The 19,618-nt window shown below is 75.7% G+C and carries 18 protein-coding genes and 1 pseudogene; 10 read left to right on the top strand and 9 right to left on the bottom strand.

Annotated elements, in window-relative coordinates; all coding sequences use genetic code 11:
* Positions 1 to 36: 36 nt before the first annotated feature.
* Complete coding sequence (fxsA, locus tag ACIQVI_RS27405; RefSeq protein WP_403600471.1) at positions 37 to 633, top strand: FxsA family membrane protein; 597 nt, start codon at positions 37 to 39, stop codon at positions 631 to 633.
* 111 nt (positions 634 to 744) lie between these two features.
* Here fxsA and ACIQVI_RS27410 read toward each other — a convergent pair whose 3' ends face one another.
* The 4 genes and pseudogenes from ACIQVI_RS27410 to ACIQVI_RS27425 all read right to left on the bottom strand — a co-directional run.
* A complete protein-coding gene (locus ACIQVI_RS27410) occupies positions 745 to 1,119 on the bottom strand; it encodes an RNA polymerase-binding protein RbpA (protein WP_026278069.1) in 375 nt (124 codons plus the stop codon).
* Positions 1,120 to 1,374: 255 nt separating this feature from the next.
* On the bottom strand, positions 1,375 to 2,742 hold the full coding sequence (locus tag ACIQVI_RS27415) for an MFS transporter (protein WP_403600474.1): 1,368 nt from the start codon (positions 2,740 to 2,742) through the stop codon (positions 1,375 to 1,377).
* A 73-nt stretch (positions 2,743 to 2,815) separates the two neighbouring features.
* Positions 2,816 to 3,580, bottom strand: coding sequence for a glycerophosphodiester phosphodiesterase (locus ACIQVI_RS27420; RefSeq protein WP_403600477.1), 765 nt, complete (start codon positions 3,578 to 3,580; stop codon positions 2,816 to 2,818).
* Between the two features lie 170 nt (positions 3,581 to 3,750).
* Positions 3,751 to 4,452 (bottom strand): annotated as a pseudogene (locus ACIQVI_RS27425) (YitT family protein); the annotation flags it as partial.
* Between the two features lie 103 nt (positions 4,453 to 4,555).
* On the opposite strand from ACIQVI_RS27425, the gene ACIQVI_RS27430 reads away from it, so the two are divergent.
* Complete coding sequence (locus ACIQVI_RS27430) at positions 4,556 to 6,055, top strand: PLP-dependent aminotransferase family protein (protein ID WP_351973969.1); 1,500 nt, start codon at positions 4,556 to 4,558, stop codon at positions 6,053 to 6,055.
* 94 nt (positions 6,056 to 6,149) lie between these two features.
* Here ACIQVI_RS27430 and ACIQVI_RS27435 read toward each other — a convergent pair whose 3' ends face one another.
* Together ACIQVI_RS27435 and ACIQVI_RS27440 are read right to left on the bottom strand one after the other, a co-directional pair.
* Entirely contained in the window at positions 6,150 to 7,805 is a 1,656-nt protein-coding gene (locus ACIQVI_RS27435; protein WP_403600480.1) for a hypothetical protein, read from the bottom strand.
* Positions 7,806 to 7,842: 37 nt separating this feature from the next.
* Positions 7,843 to 8,037 carry a hypothetical protein gene (locus ACIQVI_RS27440; RefSeq protein ID WP_030215129.1) on the bottom strand — a complete coding sequence of 65 codons (195 nt, stop codon included), beginning with the start codon at positions 8,035 to 8,037 and terminating at the stop codon, positions 7,843 to 7,845.
* 310 nt (positions 8,038 to 8,347) lie between these two features.
* Here ACIQVI_RS27440 and ACIQVI_RS27445 point away from each other — a divergent pair, with 310 nt between their 5' ends.
* The 4 genes from ACIQVI_RS27445 (at position 8,348) to ACIQVI_RS27460 (ending at position 12,933) form a co-directional block, all read left to right on the top strand.
* On the top strand, positions 8,348 to 8,740 hold the full coding sequence (locus ACIQVI_RS27445; protein WP_121828819.1) for an ankyrin repeat domain-containing protein: 393 nt from the start codon (positions 8,348 to 8,350) through the stop codon (positions 8,738 to 8,740).
* A gap of 263 nt (positions 8,741 to 9,003) precedes the next feature.
* Positions 9,004 to 10,419 (top strand): HEAT repeat domain-containing protein, encoded by a 1,416-nt coding sequence (locus ACIQVI_RS27450; protein ID WP_403600484.1) that lies wholly within the window; start codon positions 9,004 to 9,006, stop codon positions 10,417 to 10,419.
* 181 nt (positions 10,420 to 10,600) lie between these two features.
* Positions 10,601 to 11,722, top strand: a complete 1,122-nt coding sequence (locus tag ACIQVI_RS27455) for a glycosyltransferase family 4 protein (protein ID WP_403600487.1) — start codon at positions 10,601 to 10,603, stop codon at positions 11,720 to 11,722.
* Between the two features lie 83 nt (positions 11,723 to 11,805).
* Positions 11,806 to 12,933 (top strand): glycosyltransferase, encoded by a 1,128-nt coding sequence (locus ACIQVI_RS27460; RefSeq protein WP_403600585.1) that lies wholly within the window; start codon positions 11,806 to 11,808, stop codon positions 12,931 to 12,933.
* A 104-nt stretch (positions 12,934 to 13,037) separates the two neighbouring features.
* Here ACIQVI_RS27460 and ACIQVI_RS27465 read toward each other — a convergent pair whose 3' ends face one another.
* Genes ACIQVI_RS27465 through ACIQVI_RS27475 form a run of 3 tightly spaced genes read right to left on the bottom strand, consistent with a single transcriptional unit; the run spans position 13,038 to position 15,330 of the window.
* Positions 13,038 to 13,901: a biotin-dependent carboxyltransferase family protein gene (locus ACIQVI_RS27465; RefSeq protein ID WP_403600490.1), complete on the bottom strand. Its 864-nt coding sequence runs from the start codon at positions 13,899 to 13,901 to the stop codon at positions 13,038 to 13,040.
* Entirely contained in the window at positions 13,898 to 14,563 is a 666-nt protein-coding gene (gene pxpB, locus ACIQVI_RS27470) for a 5-oxoprolinase subunit PxpB (RefSeq protein ID WP_403600493.1), read from the bottom strand. Before pxpB ends, ACIQVI_RS27465 begins: the two co-directional genes overlap by 4 nt.
* A complete protein-coding gene (locus ACIQVI_RS27475) occupies positions 14,560 to 15,330 on the bottom strand; it encodes a LamB/YcsF family protein (protein ID WP_403600496.1) in 771 nt (256 codons plus the stop codon). Before ACIQVI_RS27475 ends, pxpB begins: the two co-directional genes overlap by 4 nt.
* Positions 15,331 to 15,594: 264 nt before the next feature.
* On the opposite strand from ACIQVI_RS27475, the gene ACIQVI_RS27480 reads away from it, so the two are divergent.
* The 4 genes from ACIQVI_RS27480 to ACIQVI_RS27495 all read left to right on the top strand — a co-directional run bounded on the left by ACIQVI_RS27480 (position 15,595) and on the right by ACIQVI_RS27495 (position 19,511).
* Positions 15,595 to 16,314, top strand: a complete 720-nt coding sequence (locus tag ACIQVI_RS27480; protein WP_403600500.1) for a GntR family transcriptional regulator — start codon at positions 15,595 to 15,597, stop codon at positions 16,312 to 16,314.
* Between the two features lie 67 nt (positions 16,315 to 16,381).
* Positions 16,382 to 17,926: a hypothetical protein gene (locus ACIQVI_RS27485; protein WP_351970752.1), complete on the top strand. Its 1,545-nt coding sequence runs from the start codon at positions 16,382 to 16,384 to the stop codon at positions 17,924 to 17,926.
* A complete protein-coding gene (locus ACIQVI_RS27490; RefSeq protein WP_403600504.1) occupies positions 17,923 to 18,588 on the top strand; it encodes a hypothetical protein in 666 nt (221 codons plus the stop codon). The genes ACIQVI_RS27485 and ACIQVI_RS27490 overlap by 4 nt, the downstream gene beginning before the upstream one ends.
* Positions 18,585 to 19,511 (top strand): hypothetical protein, encoded by a 927-nt coding sequence (locus ACIQVI_RS27495; protein ID WP_403600507.1) that lies wholly within the window; start codon positions 18,585 to 18,587, stop codon positions 19,509 to 19,511. Before ACIQVI_RS27490 ends, ACIQVI_RS27495 begins: the two co-directional genes overlap by 4 nt.
* Positions 19,512 to 19,618: the final 107 nt, after the last annotated feature.

A 19,618-nucleotide genomic window follows, 5' to 3' on the forward strand; every position in this document is an offset into this window, starting at 1 on the left:
CGCCGTTCCGGCGGGGCTCCAGGCACACTGGGGACCATGACGACCGGCGCACCGCCCTCTCCCGCCCCCAAGAAGCGCTCCCGCGCGCGTACGTTCCTTCCGCTCGGCCTCGCCGCCTGGCTGGTCCTGGAGATCTGGCTGCTCACGGTGGTGGCGGACGCGGCCGGCGGACCGACCGTCCTCGTCCTGCTCGTCGGCGGTGCCCTGCTCGGCACCTTCGTCGTCAAGCGGGCGGGCCGGCGCGCCTTCCGGAACCTCACCTCGACCTTCCAGCAGGCCCAGGAGGCCGCGCGGACCGGCGGGGTGCCCGTCGCGCCGGAGCGGACCGGCGCGGAGGACCGCAACGGCTTCCTGATGCTGGGCGGCCTGCTCCTGATCCTCCCCGGCCTGATCTCCGACGCGGCCGGCCTGCTCCTGCTGATCCCCCCGGTCCGCTCGTTCCTCGGGCGGCGCGCGGAGCGGGCGGTCGAGCGCCGGATGGCCACCGCGTCCCCCGGCGGCCTCCAGGACGCCTTCCAGCAGGCCCGCATCCACCGTCCGGACGGGAAGGTGGTCCAGGGCGAGGTCGTCCGCGAGGACGCCCCCCGGAGCCCGTACCGGGCCGACGGAACCCGCCCGCCCCTGACCCCCTGATCTGATCCCTTGGTTCCGGCGCCGTCCGGAGCGGCGCACGCGGAAACGCCGCGGGGCCCGGTACACGCCTTCGTGTACCGGGCCCCGCGGCGTTGATCGTCCGGCGGTCCGCTAGGCGGACTTGCGGCTGTCGCGCGGATGCACGGCGATGTTCATGGCGCCGGAGCGCAGGACGGCCAGCCTCTCGGCGAGGACCTCCTCCAGCTCCTCGCGGGTGCGCCGCTCCATGAGCATGTCCCAGTGCGTACGCGCAGGCTTGCCCTTCTTCTCCTCGGGACCGTCCCCGTCCACCAGGAGTGCCTGGCTTCCGCAGACCTTGCACTCCCACTCCGGCGGAATCTCCGCCTCTACGGAGAAGGGCATCTCGAAGCGATGTCCCTTCTCACATGCGTACTCCACCGCCTGGCGCGGGGCCAGATCGATGCCGCGGTCGGTCTCGTAGCTCGTCACCACGAGGCGCGTGCCGCGAAGAGCTCGCTCACTCATGAATCGTGCCTCCCGGGCTTGTCGCCCACAGGACAGATGTCGCTGTCGTCGTTATCCGGTCAACGTCCGGTCGGCGGTAAAGATTCCCGTGCCGGGACATGCGTCGCCCGTCGTGCCGCCCCTTGTTGTACCCACCAGTGCCCGTTTTGTCACATCTGACGGCAGGTGTGACGTGGTGTCTTCACCAAAGCAGCACGCAGTAACGGTCCGCCTGGCAGGCCAAACGCGTACACTACCGCCCTTTCACCGCCACGTCTAAATACGCCCCGGCACCGGATTTCCCGCGGCCTCGACCGCGCGTCGCACCGGCACCCGGGCGAGCAGGACGAAGCCGGCGATGAAGAAGATCAACAGGGAGATGATGGCATCCCGATAGCTTCCGGTCAGCTGATACGCGATACCGAACACGAGCGGACCCAGCCAGCTGAGCCCCCGGTCGCTCATCTCGTACGCCGAGAAGTACTCCGCCTCCTTGCCGCGCGGCACCAGGTGCGAGAACAGCGAGCGCGACAGGGCCTGGCTGCCGCCCAGGACCAGACCGATCGCGGCCGCCAGGAAGTAGAAGAACACGGGCGCGCCGGCCGGCAGGGCGTAGGCCGCCCCCAGGATCAGGGTCCAGACCGCGAGCGAGCCCAGGATCGTCCGCTTGGCCCCGTACGACCGGGCGAGTCGCCCCATGCCGAGGGCCCCCGCCACCGCGAGCACCTGGACGAGCAGGACCGCCATGATGAGCGTCGTCTGGTCCAGGCCCAGCTCCTCCGAGCCGTACAGCGAGGCCTGCGAGATCACCGTCTGCACGCCGTCGTTGTAGACCAGGTAGGCGAGCAGGAAGGAGAGCGTCAGCGGGTGCCGGCGCATGTCCTTCAGGGTCGCCCGCAGCTGGCGCCAGCCGCTGCCGACCGCGCCCTCGCCGGCCCGCTGCCCCTCCCGGGGGATCCGCCGGTCGCGCAGCCGCCGCAGCGGCACCAGGGTGAACGCGCCCCACCACACGCCGGCCGAGGCCAGGCAGATCCGGACCGCCTCCCCCTCGGTGAGCCCGAAGGAGTCGTGGCCCGAGTAGAGGACCAGGTTCAGGACGAGGACCAGCGCCCCGGACGTGTAGCCGAAGGCCCAGCCCCGCGAGGAGACCGCGTCCCGCTCGTCCGGCTCCGAGATCTGCGGCAGATAGGCGTTGTAGAGCGCCATCGAGACCGAGAGCGAGGCGTTCGCCACGATCAGCAGGAAGGCGCCCAGGAGATAGCGGTCGCCGTCCAGGAAGAACATCCCGGCCGTGGCCGTCGCCCCCAGGTAAGCGGTCGCCGCCAGCAGCGGCTTCTTCCGGCCCGTGCGGTCGGCCGCCGCGCCCGCCAGCGGCATCGCGAGCACCGCGACCACGAGCGAAGCCGACACGGCGTACGCGAAGAGGGAGCCCGCCCGCACGGGGATGCCCAGCGGATGGACGAACCCCTCCGGGTCGGCCGCCGCCCGCGCCACCGAGGTCAGGTACGGGCCCAGGAAGACGGTGAGCACGCTCGTCGAGTACACCGAGCAGGCGAAGTCGTAGAAGTACCAGCCCCGCTGCTCGCGCCGCCGTTCGGCGGGGCCGGCGGCGTACTCCTCCGGCTCGGTGGTGTCAGCGGTCACGGCCGCGCCCCCTCGTTCGTCCCCGTGGGCCCGTGCCCCTTGCGGTCCGTCCCCGGGCCGCCCGGGCGCGCGCTCAGTGCCACGCGCCCCGCTCGGTCAGCACCGAGCGCAGCGTCTCCAGGTGATCGGTCATGATGCCATCGACCCCCAGGTCGAGGAGAGAGGTCATGCGGGCCGGATCGTTCACGGTCCACACGTGGACCTGGAGCCCGCGCGCGTGCGCCTCCCGGACGAACCGCCGGTCGACCACCGGGATCCCGCCCTGGCGCTCCGGGACCTGCGCGGCCACCGCGCCGGCCCGCAGCGCCGCCGGGATGCCGAGGGAGCGCAGCCGCAGTCCGACCACCCCGCGCACCCCGTACGAGGTGGCGAGGCGCGGACCGGCCAGGCGCTGCGCCCGGGCCAGCCGGGCCTCGGTGAAGGAGCTCACGCAGACCCGGTCCCAGGCGTCCGTCCGGCGGATCAGGTCGATCAGCGGCACCAGGGCCGACTCCACCTTGAGGTCCACGTTCCAGCGGGCCTCCGGGAACTCCTCCAGGAGGTCGGCGAAGAGCGGCAGCGGCTCCCGGCCCGCCACCCGGGCCTCGCGCACCGCCTCCCACGGCAGGTCGCGGATCCGCCCCGAGGCGTCCGTCACCCGGTCCAGGGTCGCGTCGTGGAAGGCGACGAGCGCTCCGTCGGACGTCGTGTGGACGTCGGTCTCGAAGTAGCGGTAGCCCGCCGCGGCGGCCCGGCGGAAGGCGGCCGCGGTGTTCTCCAGGCCGTTCGCCGTGCCGCCGCGATGGGCGAACGCGAGGGGAGCGGGGTGGTCGAGATAGGGGTGGCGTACACGGGTCACCGCCGCAGTATGGCCTGTTCCGGTGTCCCGGGGGCGACCGCCGGGGGACGGGCGGCCGTCGCGGGGCCGGCGTCCTCCGCCGGAGCGGGGTCCCCGGCCGGGGTGGCGCCCTGCGCAGGGGTGGCGTCCCGCATCGGAGCGGAGTCCCGCGCCGGGACGGGGTCCTGTGCCGGGACGGGGTCCTGTGCCGGGACGGGGTCCTGTGCCGGGACGGAGTCCTGCGCCGGGGCGGCGCCGGAAGAGGCCACCGTGAGGCCGCCCTCCCGCTCCGGGACCGCGAACCGGCGCAGGAAGAACTGGGCCAGCGGACCGATCGAGAGCGCGTAGAGCACCGTGCCGATCCCCACCGAGCCGCCGAGCAGGAAGCCGGTCGCCACCACGGCCACTTCGAGGGCCGTCCGCACCAGGCGGATGGAGCGGCCGGTGAGCCGGTGCAGACCGGTCATCAGGCCGTCGCGCGGGCCGGGGCCGAACCGCGCCGCGATGTACAGACCGGTCGCGACCCCGTTGAGGACGATCCCAAGGACCAGCAGCGGCACCCGCACGACCAGGCCGTCGGACTCCGGGACCAGGGCCAGGGTGCCGTCCATCGCCAGGCCGATCACGAAGACGTTGGACACCGTGCCCAGTCCGGGCCGCTGCCGGATCGGGATCCACAGCAGCAGCACCACCGCCCCCACCACGATCGACACCACGCCGATCGTCAGCCCGGTCTTCTCCGCGAGGCCCTGGTGGAGGACGCCCCAGGGCTCCAGGCCGAGCGAGCCGCGCACGAGCAGTGCCGAGCTGACGCCGTACAGCGTCAGTCCCGCGTACAGCTGGACCAGACGACGGGTGAGGTGCCGGCCGCGGAGGCCGGAGGCGATGGACAAGGTGCTGCCCCCCAGGGTGGTGGTAGTGGACTGACTCGTGCCACTCTGTGGCAGGGGATCGAAGGCCAACCATGGCCAATTCGAGGAAGGTGGACTGATTTCCATGGCTCAGTGGACTTCGGCGGTGGGACCGGCACAGCTCGCCCGGCAGCTCCAGGCGCAGCAGCCCCGGCCCGCCGGGCCCGGCGCCCGCAAGCCGCCCGCCTACCGCGCCCTCGCCGACGGCATCCGGCTGCTCGTCCTGGAGGGCCGCGTCCCGGTCGCCGCCCGCCTGCCCGCCGAGCGGGAGCTCGCCCTCGCGCTCGCCGTCAGCCGGACGACGGTGGCCGCCGCCTACGAGGCGCTGCGCACCGAGGGCTTCCTGGAGTCGCGGCGCGGCGCCGGCAGCTGGACCGCCGTCCCCGCCGGGAACCCGCTGCCCGCGCGCGGCCTCGAACCGCTGCCGCCCGAGGCCCTCGGCTCGATGATCGACCTGGGCTGCGCGGCCCTGCCCGCCCCCGAGCCCTGGCTGTCCCGGGGCTTCCAGGGCGCCCTGGAGGAGCTGCCGCCCTACGCCCACACGCACGGGGACTACCCGGCCGGCCTTCCCGCGCTGCGGCAGATGCTCGCCGACCGGTACACCGCCCGGGGCATCCCCACCATGCCCGAGCAGATCATGGTCACGACCGGTGCCATGGGCGCCATGGACGCGATCTGCCACCTCTTCGCCGGGCGCGGCGAGCGCATCGCCGTCGAGTCCCCCTCGTACGCCAACATCCTCCAGCTGATGCGCGAGGCCGGGGCCCGGCTCGTGCCCGTCGCCATGTCCGAGGGACTCGGCAGCTGGGACCTGGGCCGCTGGCGCCAGGTGCTGCGGGACGCGGCGCCCCGCCTCGCGTACGTCGTCGCCGACTTCCACAACCCGACCGGCGCGCTCGCGGACGAGGACCAGCGGCGGCAGCTGGTGGAGGCGGCCCGCTCGGCCGGCACGGTGCTCGTCGTCGACGAGACCATGGCCGAGCTGCACCTCGACGACGACCTGGAGATGCCCCGGCCGGTCTGCGCCTTCGACCCGGCCGGCTCCACCGTCCTGACGGTCGGCTCGGCCAGCAAGGCCTTCTGGGCGGGGATGCGCATCGGCTGGGTCCGGGCCGCGCCCGACGTCATCCGCTCCCTGGTGGCCGCCCGCGCCTACGCGGACCTCGGCACCCCCGTCCTGGAACAGCTCGGCGTGAACTGGCTGATGCGGACGGGCGGCTGGGAGGAGGCCGTGGGGCTGCGGCGCGAGCAGGCCAGGGAGAACCGGGACGCGCTCGTGGCGGCGGTCCGCAGGGAGCTCCCGGAGTGGGAGTTCACGGTCCCGCGCGGCGGCCTGACCCTCTGGGTGCGCACCGGCGGCCTCTCCGGCTCCCGGCTCGCCGAGGTGGGGGAGCGGGTCGGCGTCCGGGTGCCGTCGGGGCCGCGCTTCGGCGTCGACGGCGCCTTCGAGGGCTTCGTCCGGCTGCCCTTCACGGTCGGCGGCCCGGTCGCGGACGAGGCGGCCGCCCGGCTCGCCGCCGCGGCCCGCCTGGTCGAGTCGGGGGCGGGCGGCGGGGCGGAGTCGCCCCGGTCGTTCGTGGCGTAGTCCCTCCGGGGGCGTGCCGGTGCCTTTCGGGGCACGGCGGAGGGGCGGGTACGGACCGTGGTGTCCGTACCCGCCCCTCCGCCGTGCCCGGCGCTCAGCCCTCGGCGGGGACCGGGGCGTGGAGCGGGCCCGGACCCGCCGCCGGGGCCGGTTCGGGGGCGGTGACGGGGATCTTCTCGATCACCACCGTGGGAACGGGGGCGGGAGCGGGTGCGGGCGGGGCCGTGGGCGCCGCGGGCACGGCCGGGTTCCGCTCCGGGAGGAGGTCCAGGACCGCCTGGCGGTGCGCGTCGCTCGTCGCGTCGTCGTACGGGTCGGGCGTCGCCGGCACCTGGAGCCGCAGCACCGGACCGGTGCCCAGGCGCGCGTAGCCCCGGCCCGCGGGAACGTCGGGCGTCGGCGTGGTGTGCGGCGGGACGCCGAGGACGGCCTCGATCTGGCCCGGCGAGGCGGGGCCGAGGACGACCCGGGCCCCGGTGTGGCTCCGTACCGCCTCGCTCAGCATGTCCACGTGGTCGAACTGCTCGGCCACCACCACCGTCACCTGCGCCGCCCGCCCGTGCCGCAGCGGCACCCGGAGCAGCTCCTGCGGGTCGGGGCGGCCGTCGGCGGCGGCCAGGTGGCCGAGGACGCCCGGCCGGTCGAGCAGGATCCACAGCGGACGCCGGGTGTCCTCGGGTGCGGGCAGGCCCGCCTGCCGGGCCTGGTTCGTGGCGATCAGCCGCCGCTCGGTCTCGTGCGCCGCCCACTCCAGGCTCGTCAGGGCGCCGGAGGGCCCGCACTCGACGGCGAGGACCCCGGCCCGGCCGGCCAGGCACGCGTACTCGCCGGTGCCGCCGCCCTCGACGATCAGGACGTCGCCGTGGGGGAGCGCCTGGAGCGCGATCGAGCGCAGCAGGGAGGTGGTGCCGCTGCCCGGCCGGCCCACGGCCAGCAGGTGCGGCTCGGTGGAGCGGGGACCGGTGCGCCAGACCACGGCCGGGGCGTCCTCCGTGCCGTCCGCCGAGACCACCGGCACGGTCCGCTGCACGGCGTCGGCGTCGGTGAAGCCGAGGACGGTCTCGCCCGGCACGGTCACGAAGCGCTGGGCGGCGACGGCGGTGGACAGCGCGGGCAGCACGCTCAGGACGAGCCGGTTGTCCTCCTCGTCCCAGTCGAAGCGGTACTCGCGCCCGCGCCCCGACTTGGCGTGCAGCAACTGCTCGACGCGGGCGCGCGCGGCCGGCTCGCCGTCGGCGAAGTACGGGGGGTACGCGATCCGCAGCCGGGTGAGACGCCCGTCCTCGTCGAAGGCGTACTCCCCGAAGGGTCCGCTCCAGTCGCCCCCGTGGGAGAAGAGCGGGGAGGGATCCTCGGGGACGGAGAAGTACGGCACGAGCGCCTCGTACAGGCCCTTGAGGCGGGCGGTCTCCGCCTCGTCGGGACCGGTCTTGACGACCGGACGCTCGCGCCCCTTCCACGCGGCGGCGCCCATGAGCCCGACGAGCGCGAGGAGCGGCCCGTACGGCAGGAGGGCGACGACCAGGACGCAGGCCGCGACCAGGAACAGCGTGGGACCACGCCGCTCCTTGGGGGTCGCGGCCCACTTGGCGCGCGCGGACGCGGCCAGCTTCCGCAGACCGCGGGAGACCGTGATCAGCGGATGGAGCACATCGGTGGCGCTGTCGGCGGCCGTGCGCGCGATCTCTCGACTGCGGGCGATCTGCGCGCTGCCGCTGCTCAGAATGCGGGGGAGTGGTCGCCGGGCCACGTCGTACTCCTGAAGTGGTGGAAGGGGCTGAGGGGCGTCAGAACTTGATCCCGCCCAGGAGACCGGCGAGGCTCTGGCCGCCCGCCGTGATGCTCGGGGCGATGGCCGTGCCCGCGAGGTAGAAGCCGAACAGCGAGCAGACGAGGGCGTGGGAGGCCTTGAGTCCGTCCTTCTTGAAGAACAGGAAGCAGATGATGCCGAGCAGGACCACGCCTGAGATGGACAGGATCATTGGTTGTTCTCCTGGTTGAGGGGACAGTCACCATGAGTTCTTCCAGGTTCACCGCAAGTATCTATGTGACTAAAGGTGCATTGGAGTGAAAAACGGGTGATTTCACTTGACCGGCGGACGGCGGACGCACGGCCGGGTGGCGAAACGCCCGGGGTGCGCTAAAGGGGGATCGGAGAAGAACGGGACGCCGTGATCTTTGCCTCGGTCGCACAGGGTCATGTCCCCGAACGGGCAGTACCCTGTCGATTCACCCGTACGGCCGCGCTCGCCGTGCACGGCCCGACACCACAGGAGAGAGGCGGTCCACCCGATGAGCGAGACTCCCGACCCCGAGGTCATCGAGCTGGCGTCGAAGGTCTTCGGCCTCGCGCGCACGGGGGACGCCGAAGCCCTCGCCGCCTACGTCGACGCGGGCGTCCCCGCGAACCTCACCAACGACCGGGGCGACTCGCTCGTCATGCTCGCCGCCTACCACGGCCACGCCGCCGCGGTCTCCGCCCTCCTGGAGCGGGGCGCCGACGCCGACCGCGCCAACGACCGCGGCCAGACCCCGCTCGCCGGCGCCGTCTTCAAGGGCCAGGAGGACGTGATCCGCGCGCTCCTGGCCGGCGGCGCGAATCCGGAGTCGGGGACTCCGTCCGCCGTCGACACCGCCCGGATGTTCGGCAGGGCCGAACTCCTGGAACTCTTCGGGACCCGGTGAACGGACGCTGAACCCCAGGTGAGGCGGCGTCGTAAATGTGGTCGCGGTGGCGAAATGGGTGGGTCATCATGACGTCGGACCCGGCGAAACGGGCCACCGACGAGAGGCAGAGGAAGATGGTCACTGGCAAGCGCAGGACGACGAGCGGCCCGACATGTCGCCGCACGGCCTAGGCGTACACCGATGTACCGCCTGACCCGGTTCATCCCGGTCATCCCGGCATCCCCCGGTCGTGTCGACAGCTTGATGTGAGGCGTCTCCCCATGTTCGATCCAGTCATAGCGCCGAGCGGCACCCTGCTCGGCCTGCTGCAGCGGGGCCGCGGCGACGGCACCCTGCACGCCCTCGCCGCGCCGCGCGCCGAGGCCCTCGCGGCCCTCGCCCACTGCGTTCTCGACGACCCCCGCCACGACTGGCAGGTCGAGAACCGCTCCCTCTACTACGCCCGTCTCTACCTGGACCTCCACGGAGGTCTGGAGGAGATCGAGGCGCACCTCTTCGGCGCCGAGGACCACCTCGACACCGAGGAGTCCCGCACCGGGCTCGCGCTCGCCGTCCTCGGCCACCTCGCCTCCTACGGACGCCAGGACGCCCTGCTGCTGCTCCGGCGCTACGCCGCGACCGGCACCAACTGGGCCTGGGCCCTGGACGAGCTGGCCCTCCGCGACGACGACGCCGGACTCCGCGCGCTCGCCCCGCCCGTACTGGCCCGCTTCGCGGCCGACGCGGAGGGCGACGCCGAGCTGGCCCGCACCGTGCGCGACGCCTTCGAGCCCCGGCCCTGGCGGCTGTGGGCCGAGGACCGGCGCGACACCGTGGGCCCCCGCGTCAGGGCCGCCATGGAGCAGGGCTCCTTCGACCGCTGGCAGCGCCAGATGCGCCCCACCGGGCCCCGCCCCGGCTGGAGCGTGCGCGCCGTCCTCGACTGGGCGCAGGAGGGGTACGAGCGCGGTGCCGTCCTCTACGGCCCCGCCGCCCGCTGCCTCACCGCCGTCGCCGGACCCGAGGACCGGCCCGAGCTCCTCGCCGCCGCCCGCGACGGCGCGGAGGGGGCCCGGGGCGCCGCCCTCCACCACCTCGCCGAGTCGGGGGACCCCGCCGTCCTCGACCTCGTCGAGCACGCCGCCGACGGCGCCTCCCGCGCGGTCGCCGAGGCCGCCGTCGCCGCCTACCGCCGCATGTGCGGCGAGGACGCGGTCGCCCGCGCCCGCGCGTGGGTCCGGCGCACCGACGAGCTCGGCGCCGCCGCCGCCGAGGTACTGGCCTGCCGCGGCGGCGCCGAGGACTCCCCCTCCGTCCTCGGCGCGCTGCGCGAGACCGTACGCTCCCAGGGCCCCGACGCCCCCGAACTCGCCTGCCTCGTCGACGGGGCGGGGCGCCTCGGCATCGCCTGCGCGGCGCCCGTGCTGCGCCATGTCTACCGGGAGACGGCCTCCTCCCAGCTGCGCGGCCGCACGGCCCGCGCCCTCGCGGCCACCGATCCCACCTTCGCGACCGGCTTCGCCGTCGAGTGCCTCTGGGACTGCGAGGAGACCACCCGCGAGGTCGCGGCCCAGCACGCCGAGACCGGCGACATCCGCGTCGCCGAACGCCTCCGCCGCCTCGCCGCCGACCCGGCCGAGGAGGTCGAGGTCCAGCTGGCGGTGCGCAACCGGATAGGGCCGGACCTGCAGGTCTGAGGGCTCGGGGGCACCTGCGGGCGCCCGGGGCCCCGGCCGGGCGGGGCCTCCACAGCGGGGCCCGCCGCCCGGGGCCCTCGCGCCCCCGGCAGGGGTCCCGCGGGGAAACGCTCACGGGACGTTCTCCCCCCGTCCAGATCGACTTCGGCGGGGACACGCCGGGTGCGACGACAACACCCGTATGCGTGTCGTCATCGTCACCGAATCCTTCCCTCCCGACGTCAACGGTGTGGCGCACTGCGCCCTGCAGACCGCGCGCCACCTCGTCCGGCGGGGCCACGTCCCGCTCGTCATCGCCCCCGCCGTCGCCGACCCGGCGGCGGACGCCGACGCCCCCTGCGCCGTCGTCCGGGTGCCCTCCCTGCCCCTGCCCGGCTATCCGCAGGTACGGGTCGCCCTGCCCAGCCGCCGGGTCGCCGCGGCCATCGCCGCGCACCGCGCCGACCTCGTCCACCTCGCCGGACCGTTCGTCCTCGGAGCGCGCGGGATGACGGCCGCCGCCCGGCTCGGCATCCCCGCCGTCGCCGTCTACCAGACGGACCTCGCCGGATACGCGCGCACGTACGTGGGAACCGGCGAGGGCGCGGCCTGGCGCCGCCTGCGCGCCGTGCACGGTGCCGCCGACCGCACCCTCGCCCCGTCCACCGCCGCCCTGCGCGACCTGGAGGCCCACGGCGTCGGCCGCGTCCGGCTCTGGGGCCGCGGGGTCGACACCCTCCGCTTCCGTCCCGGACTGCGCGACGCCGCCCTGCGCCGCGCCCTCGCCCCGGACGGCGAACTCCTCGTCGGCTACGTGGGCCGCCTCGCCCCCGAGAAGCGCGTCGACCTGCTCGCCGGGGTCTGCGGGCTCCCCGGCGTACGGGTCGTGGTCGTCGGGGACGGCCCGAGCGGGCCCGCGCTGCGCACCGCCCTGCCGGGCGCCCGGTTCCTGGGCCGCCGCACCGGCGCCGACCTCGCCCGGATCTTCGCCTCGCTCGACGTCTTCGCCCACACCGGACCGTACGAGACCTTCTGCCAGACCGTCCAGGAGGCCATGGCCAGCGGGGTGCCGGTGGTCGCCCCGGCCGTCGGCGGGCCCCTGGACCTGGTCGGCCACGGCCTCACCGGCCTCCTCGTGCCCCCGGGCGACCCGGACGCCCTGCGCGACGCCGTCGCCGCGCTCGCCGCCGCCCCGGACCTGCGCGCCGCCCAGGGCCGGGCCGGCCGGGCCGCCGTCGGGGACCGCACCTGGGAGGCCCTGGGCGACGAACTGATCGGCCACTATCGGGAGGTCCTGCGCGAGCGGACGGCGGTGGCGGCGTGAACGGCACCCGCACGACGGCCACGGCGACGACCACGGCCACGCGTACGCGTACGGACGCCCGGGTCGGCCGCGACGGGCTCCGGATCGTGCGGCTCGCCAACTTCGTGACCCCCACCTCCGGCGGCCTCCGCACCGCCCTCGACCGGCTCGGCCGCGGCTACCTGGCGGCCGGGCACGAACCGGTCCTCGTCGTCCCCGGCGAGGCCGCGAGCGACCGCCGCACCGCGCAGGGCCGGATCGTCACCCTCCCCGGCCCCGTGCTGCCCGGCACCGGCGGCTACCGGGTCCTCGCCGACCGGCGCCGGGTCGCCCGCCTCCTCGACGAGCTCGCCCCCGACCGGATCGAGGTCTCGGACCGCACGACCCTGCGGTGGACGGGCGAGTGGGCGCGACGCGCCCGCGTGCCGTCGGTCATGGTCTCCCACGAGACCGCCGACGGGGTCCTGCGCACCTGGGGCGTGCCGCCCGCCCTCGCGGCCCGCGCGGCCGACCGGCTCAACCGCCGCACCGCCTGGGCGTTCGCCCGGATCGTCTGCACGACGGAGTGGGCGGAGCGCGAGTTCGTACGGGTCGGGGCCCGCAACGTCGTACGGGCCCCGCTCGGCGTCGACCTGGACCACTGCCGGCCCGGCCGCCGCGACGCCGCGACGCGGGCCCGGTACGCGGACGGGCAGCGGGTGCTGCTCCTGCTGTGCTCGCGCCTCTCCGTCGAGAAGCGGCCCGGCACGGCCCTGGACGCCCTGGAGGAGCTGCGCGGCGCGGGGATCGCGGCGGCGCTCGTGGTCGCGGGCGACGGGCCGCTGCGGGCCGGCCTGGAGCGGCGGGCGCGCGAGCGGCGCCTCCCGGTGCGGTTCGTCGGGCACCTCGCCGACCGGGAGGACCTGGCCGACCTCCAGGCGGCGGCCGACGTCTGCCTGGCGCCGGGGCCCGCCGAGACGTTCGGCCTCTCCGCCCTCGAAGCCCTCGCCTGCGGCACTCCGGTCGTGGTCAGCGCCTCCTCGGCCCTCCCGGAGGTCGTCGGCACGGCCGGGGTGGCCGCCGACACCCCGGCGGCCTTCGCCTCCGGCGTCCAGGGCCTCCTCGCCGTCCCGGAGACCGTCCGCCGCCGGGCCGCACGCGCGCGTGCGGAGGGCTTCGCCTGGGACCGCTCCGTCACCGCCTTCCTCCGCGCCCACGACGCCCTCCCCGCCCCGGGGGCGCCCGGCCGGTGAACCGGGGGCGCCACGCGCGCGAGGACGGGGCGACGGCGTAGAGCACGACACGACACGACATCCGGTGAGGGGGCGCCACGCGCGCGAAGACGGGGCCGCCCCGTTCACCGCACCGGCACGAACCGCACCGCCGTCCCCGGCACCGCCTGGGCCGCCGCGCCCAGGTCGGCCTCCCGGACGACCCCGACGACCGGATAGCCCCCGGTCGTCGGATGGTCCGCGAGGAAGACCACCGGGCGCCCGTCCGGCGGCACCTGGACCGCGCCGAGCACCATGCCCTCGCTCGCCAGCTCCCCCGTCACGGACCGCTCCAGGGCCGGCCCTTCGAGCCGCAGCCCGATCCGGTTGCTCGCCGGGGACACCCGGTACGCGCGCGTGGCGAGGGTGCGCAGGGCGCCGGGGGTGAACCAGTCGTCGCGGGGCCCGAGCCGCACCCGCAGGACGAGCGCGTCCGGCGGCCCCGGCCAGGGAGGCGCGTCGACCGGCGTCCTTACCGTCCCGTCCGCGCCCAGCGGCAGGACCGTCCCCCGCGCCAGGGGCGCCGGGCCGAGGCCGGACAGCAGGTCGGTGGAGCGGCTGCCGAGCACCGGCTCGACCTCGATCCCGCCGCCGAACGCCACGTACGCCCGCAGCCCCCGCGCCGCCGTGCCGACCTCGACCACCGATCCGGCCGCCACCCGGACCGCCGTGCCCCAGGCCGCCGGGCGCCCGTCCACCCGGACCGGGCAGGGCGCGCCGCCCACCGCCACGGTCACCGCGCACCGGGGCCGCACCGCACACCCGTCGACGGTGGTCTCCAGGACCGCCGCCCCCTCCGCGTTGCCCACGAGCCGGTTGACGAGCCGCGCGGCCGCCGGGTCGAGCGCGCCCGAACGGACCACGCCCAGGTGCGCGTACCCCGGGCGTCCCAGGTCCTGTACGGTGGTCAGCGCCCCCGGCCGGACCACGTCGACGGCCCTGCCCGTCATCGCCCGCCTCCCGGGCCGGGGCCCTCCGCCGTGAACCGGACCCGGGTGCCGGGGGAGAGCAGCGCCGCCGGGTCCCGTCCGGTGTCCCAGAGGGCCGCGTCCGTGGTGCCGATCAGCTGCCAGCCGCCGGGGGAGGAGCGCGGATAGACGCCCGTGTACGGCCCGGCCAGGGCGACCGAGCCGGCCGGGACGGCGGTGCGCGGGGTGGCCCGCCGGGGGACCTCGTACCGCTCGCCGAGCCCCGTCAGATAGCCGAAGCCCGGCGCGAACCCGCAGAAGGCGACCCGGAAGTCGGCCGCCGTGTGGATCCGCACCGCCTCCTCGACGGACACGCCCCAGCACGCGGCGACCTCCGCCAGATCGGGCCCGTCGTAGCGGACCGGCACCTCCACGACCCGCTCCACGCGCGCGGAGAGCGGCCCCACCTCCCACTCCGGGAGCTCGGCCGCGAGCCGGTCCGGGTTCGTCACCCCGTCGAGCAGCACGGTCCGCGCCGCCGGCACGACCTCCCGTACGCCGGTGAGGGCGCCGGCCGCCCGCCGGCGCAGCACCTCGGCGTGGAACGCCTCCGTTTCGGCGCCGCCGTCCAGCTCCACGAGCAGCGCCCGCTCGCCCACGCGCAGCACGCGCACGCGTGGGTCCGGGGAACGCCTCCCGCTCATGCGAAGGCCTCCACCCGCACCCCGGAGGATTCGAGGCCCTCCCGGACCCGCCGGGCGAGCTCCACCGCGCCCGGGGTGTCCCCGTGCAGACAGAGCGACCGGGCCCGGACGGCCACGGGGGTCCCGTCGTGCGCGGTGACCGTCCCGAGCCGGGCCAGGGCCAGCGACCGCTCCACGACCTCGGCGGGATCGGTGACGACCGCCCCCTCCCGCCCGCGCGGCAGCAGGGAGCCGTCCGCCCGGTAGGCCCGGTCGCCGAAGGCCTCGGCGACGACCGGGAGCCCGGCCGCCGCGGCGGCCTCGTGCAGCCGGGACCCGGGCAGCCCCAGGACCGGCAGCGTCCGGTCCGCGAGCAGTACGCCCTCGACGACCGCCGCCGCCTGTTCCGCGTCCCCGACCACCCGGTTGTAGAGCGCGCCGTGCGGCTTCACGTACGCGACCCGGGAGCCCGCCGCCCGGGCGAAGACCTCCAGGGCGCCGATCTGGTACGCCACCTCGGCGGCCAGCTCCGCCGCCGGGACGTCCATCGACCGCCGCCCGAAGCCGGCCAGGTCCCGGTAGGACACCTGGGCCCCGATCCGCACCCCGCGCGCGGCGGCCAGCTCGCACACCCGCCGCATGGTGGCCGCGTCCCCGGCGTGGAAGCCGCAGGCCACGTTGGCGCTGGTGACCACGGACAGGAGTTCCTCGTCGTCGGTCAGGGTCCAGCGGCCGAAGCCCTCGCCGAGATCGGCGTTGAGGTCGATCGACACCCGGTTCGTGCTCATCTGTGCCTCGCGGGACGGGGCGTGCCCACGCGGGCACGGCGGGACCATGGGACGCTTTCAACGTAGAGGATCGTTGAACGATCCGACAAGAAGTCTGTCGCTCCGCCCCCTCCGTGCGATTGACTGCCGTGCGGTCGGTTCCGGTGCGGTCGGCTTTCCGTGCGGTCGGCTTTCCGTGCGGTCGGCTTTCCGTGCGGTTGGCTTTCTTCGTGGTCGGCTTCCTTCGTGGTCGGACCGGCGAAGAGCGGAGAGGGAGGGAGCGCCGTGGCGGAACGGGCGGAGGACAGGGCCGGGGACCTGGCGGACGACCGCGCGCTGCTCGGCCGCACGAGCACCGCGGAGCGAGTCGCGGACATCCTGCGCACCCGCGTCGCCGAGGGCTGGTTCCCGCCCGGCACCCGGCTCTCCGAGGACGCCATCGGCGGCGCCCTCGGCGTGTCCCGCAACACCCTGCGGGAGGCCTTCCGCCTCCTCACCCACGAGCGCCTCCTCGTCCACGAACTGAACCGGGGCGTCTTCGTCCGCGTCCTCGACGCCGACGACGTGGCCGACATCTACCGCACCCGCGCGCTCGTCGAGTGCGCCGTCGTCCGGGGCCTGGGACGGCCGCCGTTCCCCCTCGACGGCCTCGCCGCCGCCGTCGCGGCGGGCGAGACCGCCGCCCGCGCCGGCGACTGGAACGGCGTCTCCACGGCCAACATCCACTTCCACCGCGCACTCGTCGCCCTCGCGGGCAGCCCCCGCACCGACGAACTGATGCGCGGCGTCCTCGCCGAACTCCGCCTAGCCCTCCACCTCGTGGCGGACCCCCGCGCCCTCCACGAGCCGTTCCTCGCGCGGAACGGGGAGATCCTGGGTGCCCTGCGCGCCGGTGAGCGAGGCACGGCGGAACGCCTCCTCGCCCGCTACCTCGACGACTCCCGCGCCCGGGTCGCGGACGCCTGCGGCCGGGCCTCCGGCACCCCGCCGGGCGCCCGCCGCTGACCCCGGGGGTCCGGGCGTATCCGCACTGTTTCGACCGTTGTCAGGGTGAGGACCTAATCTGTGCACCGTGACTTCGCCTGCCTCGACGGACCTCGCTCCGCCCCAGCTCAGCGCGGGGCCGCGGCCCGCGCAGGGCCCGGCCGCCGACGAAGGGCTCGCGCGGCGGCTCCGCGCGCTCGCGTGCACCGCCCCGCTGCACGACCTGGACGCCCGCAAGGCGAACCTGGCCGGCGAGTACACGGTCTACGCGATGGCCGAGGTGGCCCTCGCCGCGATCGACCTCATCACCCTGAACATGGACTTCGACACCGGCGCCGACCACGAGCAGATAGTCGCCCGCCTGCTGCCCCGCGTCGCCGCCCAGGCCCCCGACCGCCCCGCCGCCGAGCACGAGCGCGTGGCCCGCTGGGTCCTGGAGAACCTGATCAACGTCGGCAGCGTCGACCGCGGCTTCCGCGCCGTCTACGGCACCTTCGGCACCGACGGCGTCTACGTCCGCAGGGACTACGACTTCAAACTCGTCGAGGAGGTCCCGGGATACGGCGGCGGGGTCTACCTCCGCACCACCGACGAAGCGGTCAACGTCCTCGTCGGAGCCCTCGACACCGACGTCACCAGCGCCCAGATCGCCGCCGAGGTGAAGCTGGAGGTCCTCATCAACCGGGGCCGCCTCGCCGACGCCCAACTCGCCGCCGAGCAGGCCCGCTACCGGACCGTGCAGTACGCCGAGACGCTCCGCAGGACCCTGGAGGCCACCCGGCGCAACGTCCGCGCCGTCGACTGGCTCCAGACGGTCCCCGACATGATCGCCGAGGCGCTCGACCACGTGGCCGACCGCTACCGCCACGAGAACGCGATCCTCACCAACATCCGCCGGGCGCGCGACGAGGCCGAGGCCGCCACCGACGCGAAGACGGCCGAGCACAAGCGGCGCGCCGCCGAACTCGTCGACATCGTCAAGGACTGCATCCGGCGCCACACCCAGCTCCAGTCCCGCCTCCTGGAGGCCGGACCGCTCTTCCGCGCCGAGCAGGACCGCCAGGCCTTCGCCGCCCCCGCCGCGTACACCGGACTCGACCTGTACGGGCAGCTGGTCGCCCCGCTCCTCACGCTCCCCGTCGAGCAGGCCACCCGCGCCACCGACGCCTTCTTCGCCCACGGCACCGGACTGCGCACCCCCGCCTCCGTCCGCCTCGGCGACCTGGTCGACCTGCTGCTCACCCCGCCCGTCGAGCGCGAGCACCTGGGCGCGGAGATGCCCGAGCCCGACCTGATCGCCACCCCCGACGACTCCCGCTTCAGCGAGGAGCAGCTCGGACAGGCCATGCGCCTGCTCGACCTGGAGCACGACGCCCCGCGCCGCCTCTCCGGCCTGCTCGCCGAGGCCCGCGCGACCGACCCCGACCTGCCGTACCTCGTGGCCCTCCTCGCCGTCCACGCGGCGAGCCCCCCGGTCGGCACCGCCTACCGCCAGGGCGAGGAGCGGCTTCTCTTCGCCGTCGACGACGGCACCCCGCTCGACGACCACGAGTTCGGAGGCGCCGACCTCATCGTCGGTACGGCCCTCCTCGACGCGGCGGGCATGGCCGCCGACCGCACGGAGGCGACGTGACCCTCGTACCCCCCGCCCCGACCTCCTGTACCGATACCTCGCGTACCGACGGGGCCGGCCCCGCCCCGGCCGACGCGCTCGAACCGGCCGACCTGCCCGACCCGGCCGATCTGCTGAACCCGGCGATCCCGGAGGTCCCGGTACCCCCGGCGGGCACCGCCGTCCCCGGAACCACCGCCGTACCCGCGCCACGACCGGAAGCCACGACGCCGGAAGCCACGACGCCGGAACCGACATCGGAGTCCGTACCGGAGCCGGCCCGGGAGGCCGAGACGGGCACCGGGGAGGCCCCGGCGACCGGCCACCGCCCCGCTCCGGCACCCGTGCCGGACCCGGCACTCGACCCGGACCCCACATCCGCGCAGGACCCCGCACTCGACCCGGACCCCGCACCGGCGGCACCCGATCCCGGCCCCGCGCCGCAGGCCCCCCGCACCCGCCCCCGTCTCGGCACCGTCCCCCTCGCGCCCGGGCCGTCCCGTTCCGGGGCCGCGCGGCGGCGGGGCGACGTTCCCTCCGTACGGGCCGTGCGGCTCACGGACGGGCCGCCCGCGCCCGCCGCCGAGCGGGCCCCGGCCCCGGCCGCCGTCACCCCCGTCCCGCTGCCCGTACCCCGGCCCGCCGTACCGACCGAGAACCGTCCCGAGGAGCCCCAGCCGTGAGCGAGACCCACGCCGAGCACGCCGACGCGTGGAGCGAGCAGGAGGCCCCGCACGCCGACGCGTGGAACAGGCCGGAGGTCCCGGCCGCGTCCGGCGGCCCCGCGGTCACCCCCGCCGACGCCGCCGACGCGGCCCGGCTCGTCTCCTTCGGGCTCCAGCCCAAGCTGCTCCCGGCCCGCGACGCCGAATACGCCGACCTCCTGCGCCGCTACCGCGAGGACCCCGCCTTCGCGCGCCTCGCCGACGCCGTCGCCACCGGCCTCGGCCTCGTCGTCCTGGAGGTCTCCCCGCGCGCGGGGATGGCCGTCACCGCCGCCGAGGACTCCGTCTTCGCCGTCCGCATGGGCGACTACGCCCGCCGCGCCTCCACGGACTCCGCCGACCGGTTCCTGCACGGCCTGGCCCACCTTGCCGTCGCCGCCATGGCCTTCCCCCGGCCCGAGGACCTCGCCGACGACGCGTACATCGGCCGGTTCACCGTCAACGGCGTCGACGCCTTCGTGCGCCAGGCCTGCCTGCGCCTGGAGCAGCGCGCCGAGGAGGAGGGCGAGAACACCGACCCGGCCTCCGACGCCCCCGGCCTGGAGGCCGCCTGGCGGACCTACGCCCGCCGCAGCGCCACCGGCGCCACCAAGGACGCCCGCAGACTCGCCGGATCCACCACCGGCATCGTCGGCAAGGCCGCCGCGTTCCTCACCGACTCCGGCTTCCTCCAGCGCACCGGCGACGAGGGCGGCGGCTCCTACCGCACCACCGCCCGCTACCAGCTCCAGGTCCGCGACATGGCCGGCTCCGCCGCCATGGCCGAACTCCTCGAACTCGGCGTCGTCCCCGTCAGCGACGGCTCCGCGACCCTTCTGCCGCCGCACGAGGGCGACGACCTGGAGCTCGCGGCCGACGCGGGCCTCCCGTTCCACTCGTAGCCCCGCCGACCCCGGCCGCCCGGCCGGCACCGTCCGTACCGCCGAACCCGCCCGCCCCGCCGACCCCGTCCACCACGCGCGCGGTCCCGCCGCCCCGCCGACCTTCC

The organism is Streptomyces sp. NPDC098101 (assembly GCF_044760185.1).
GTDB lineage: Bacteria > Actinomycetota > Actinomycetes > Streptomycetales > Streptomycetaceae > Streptomyces.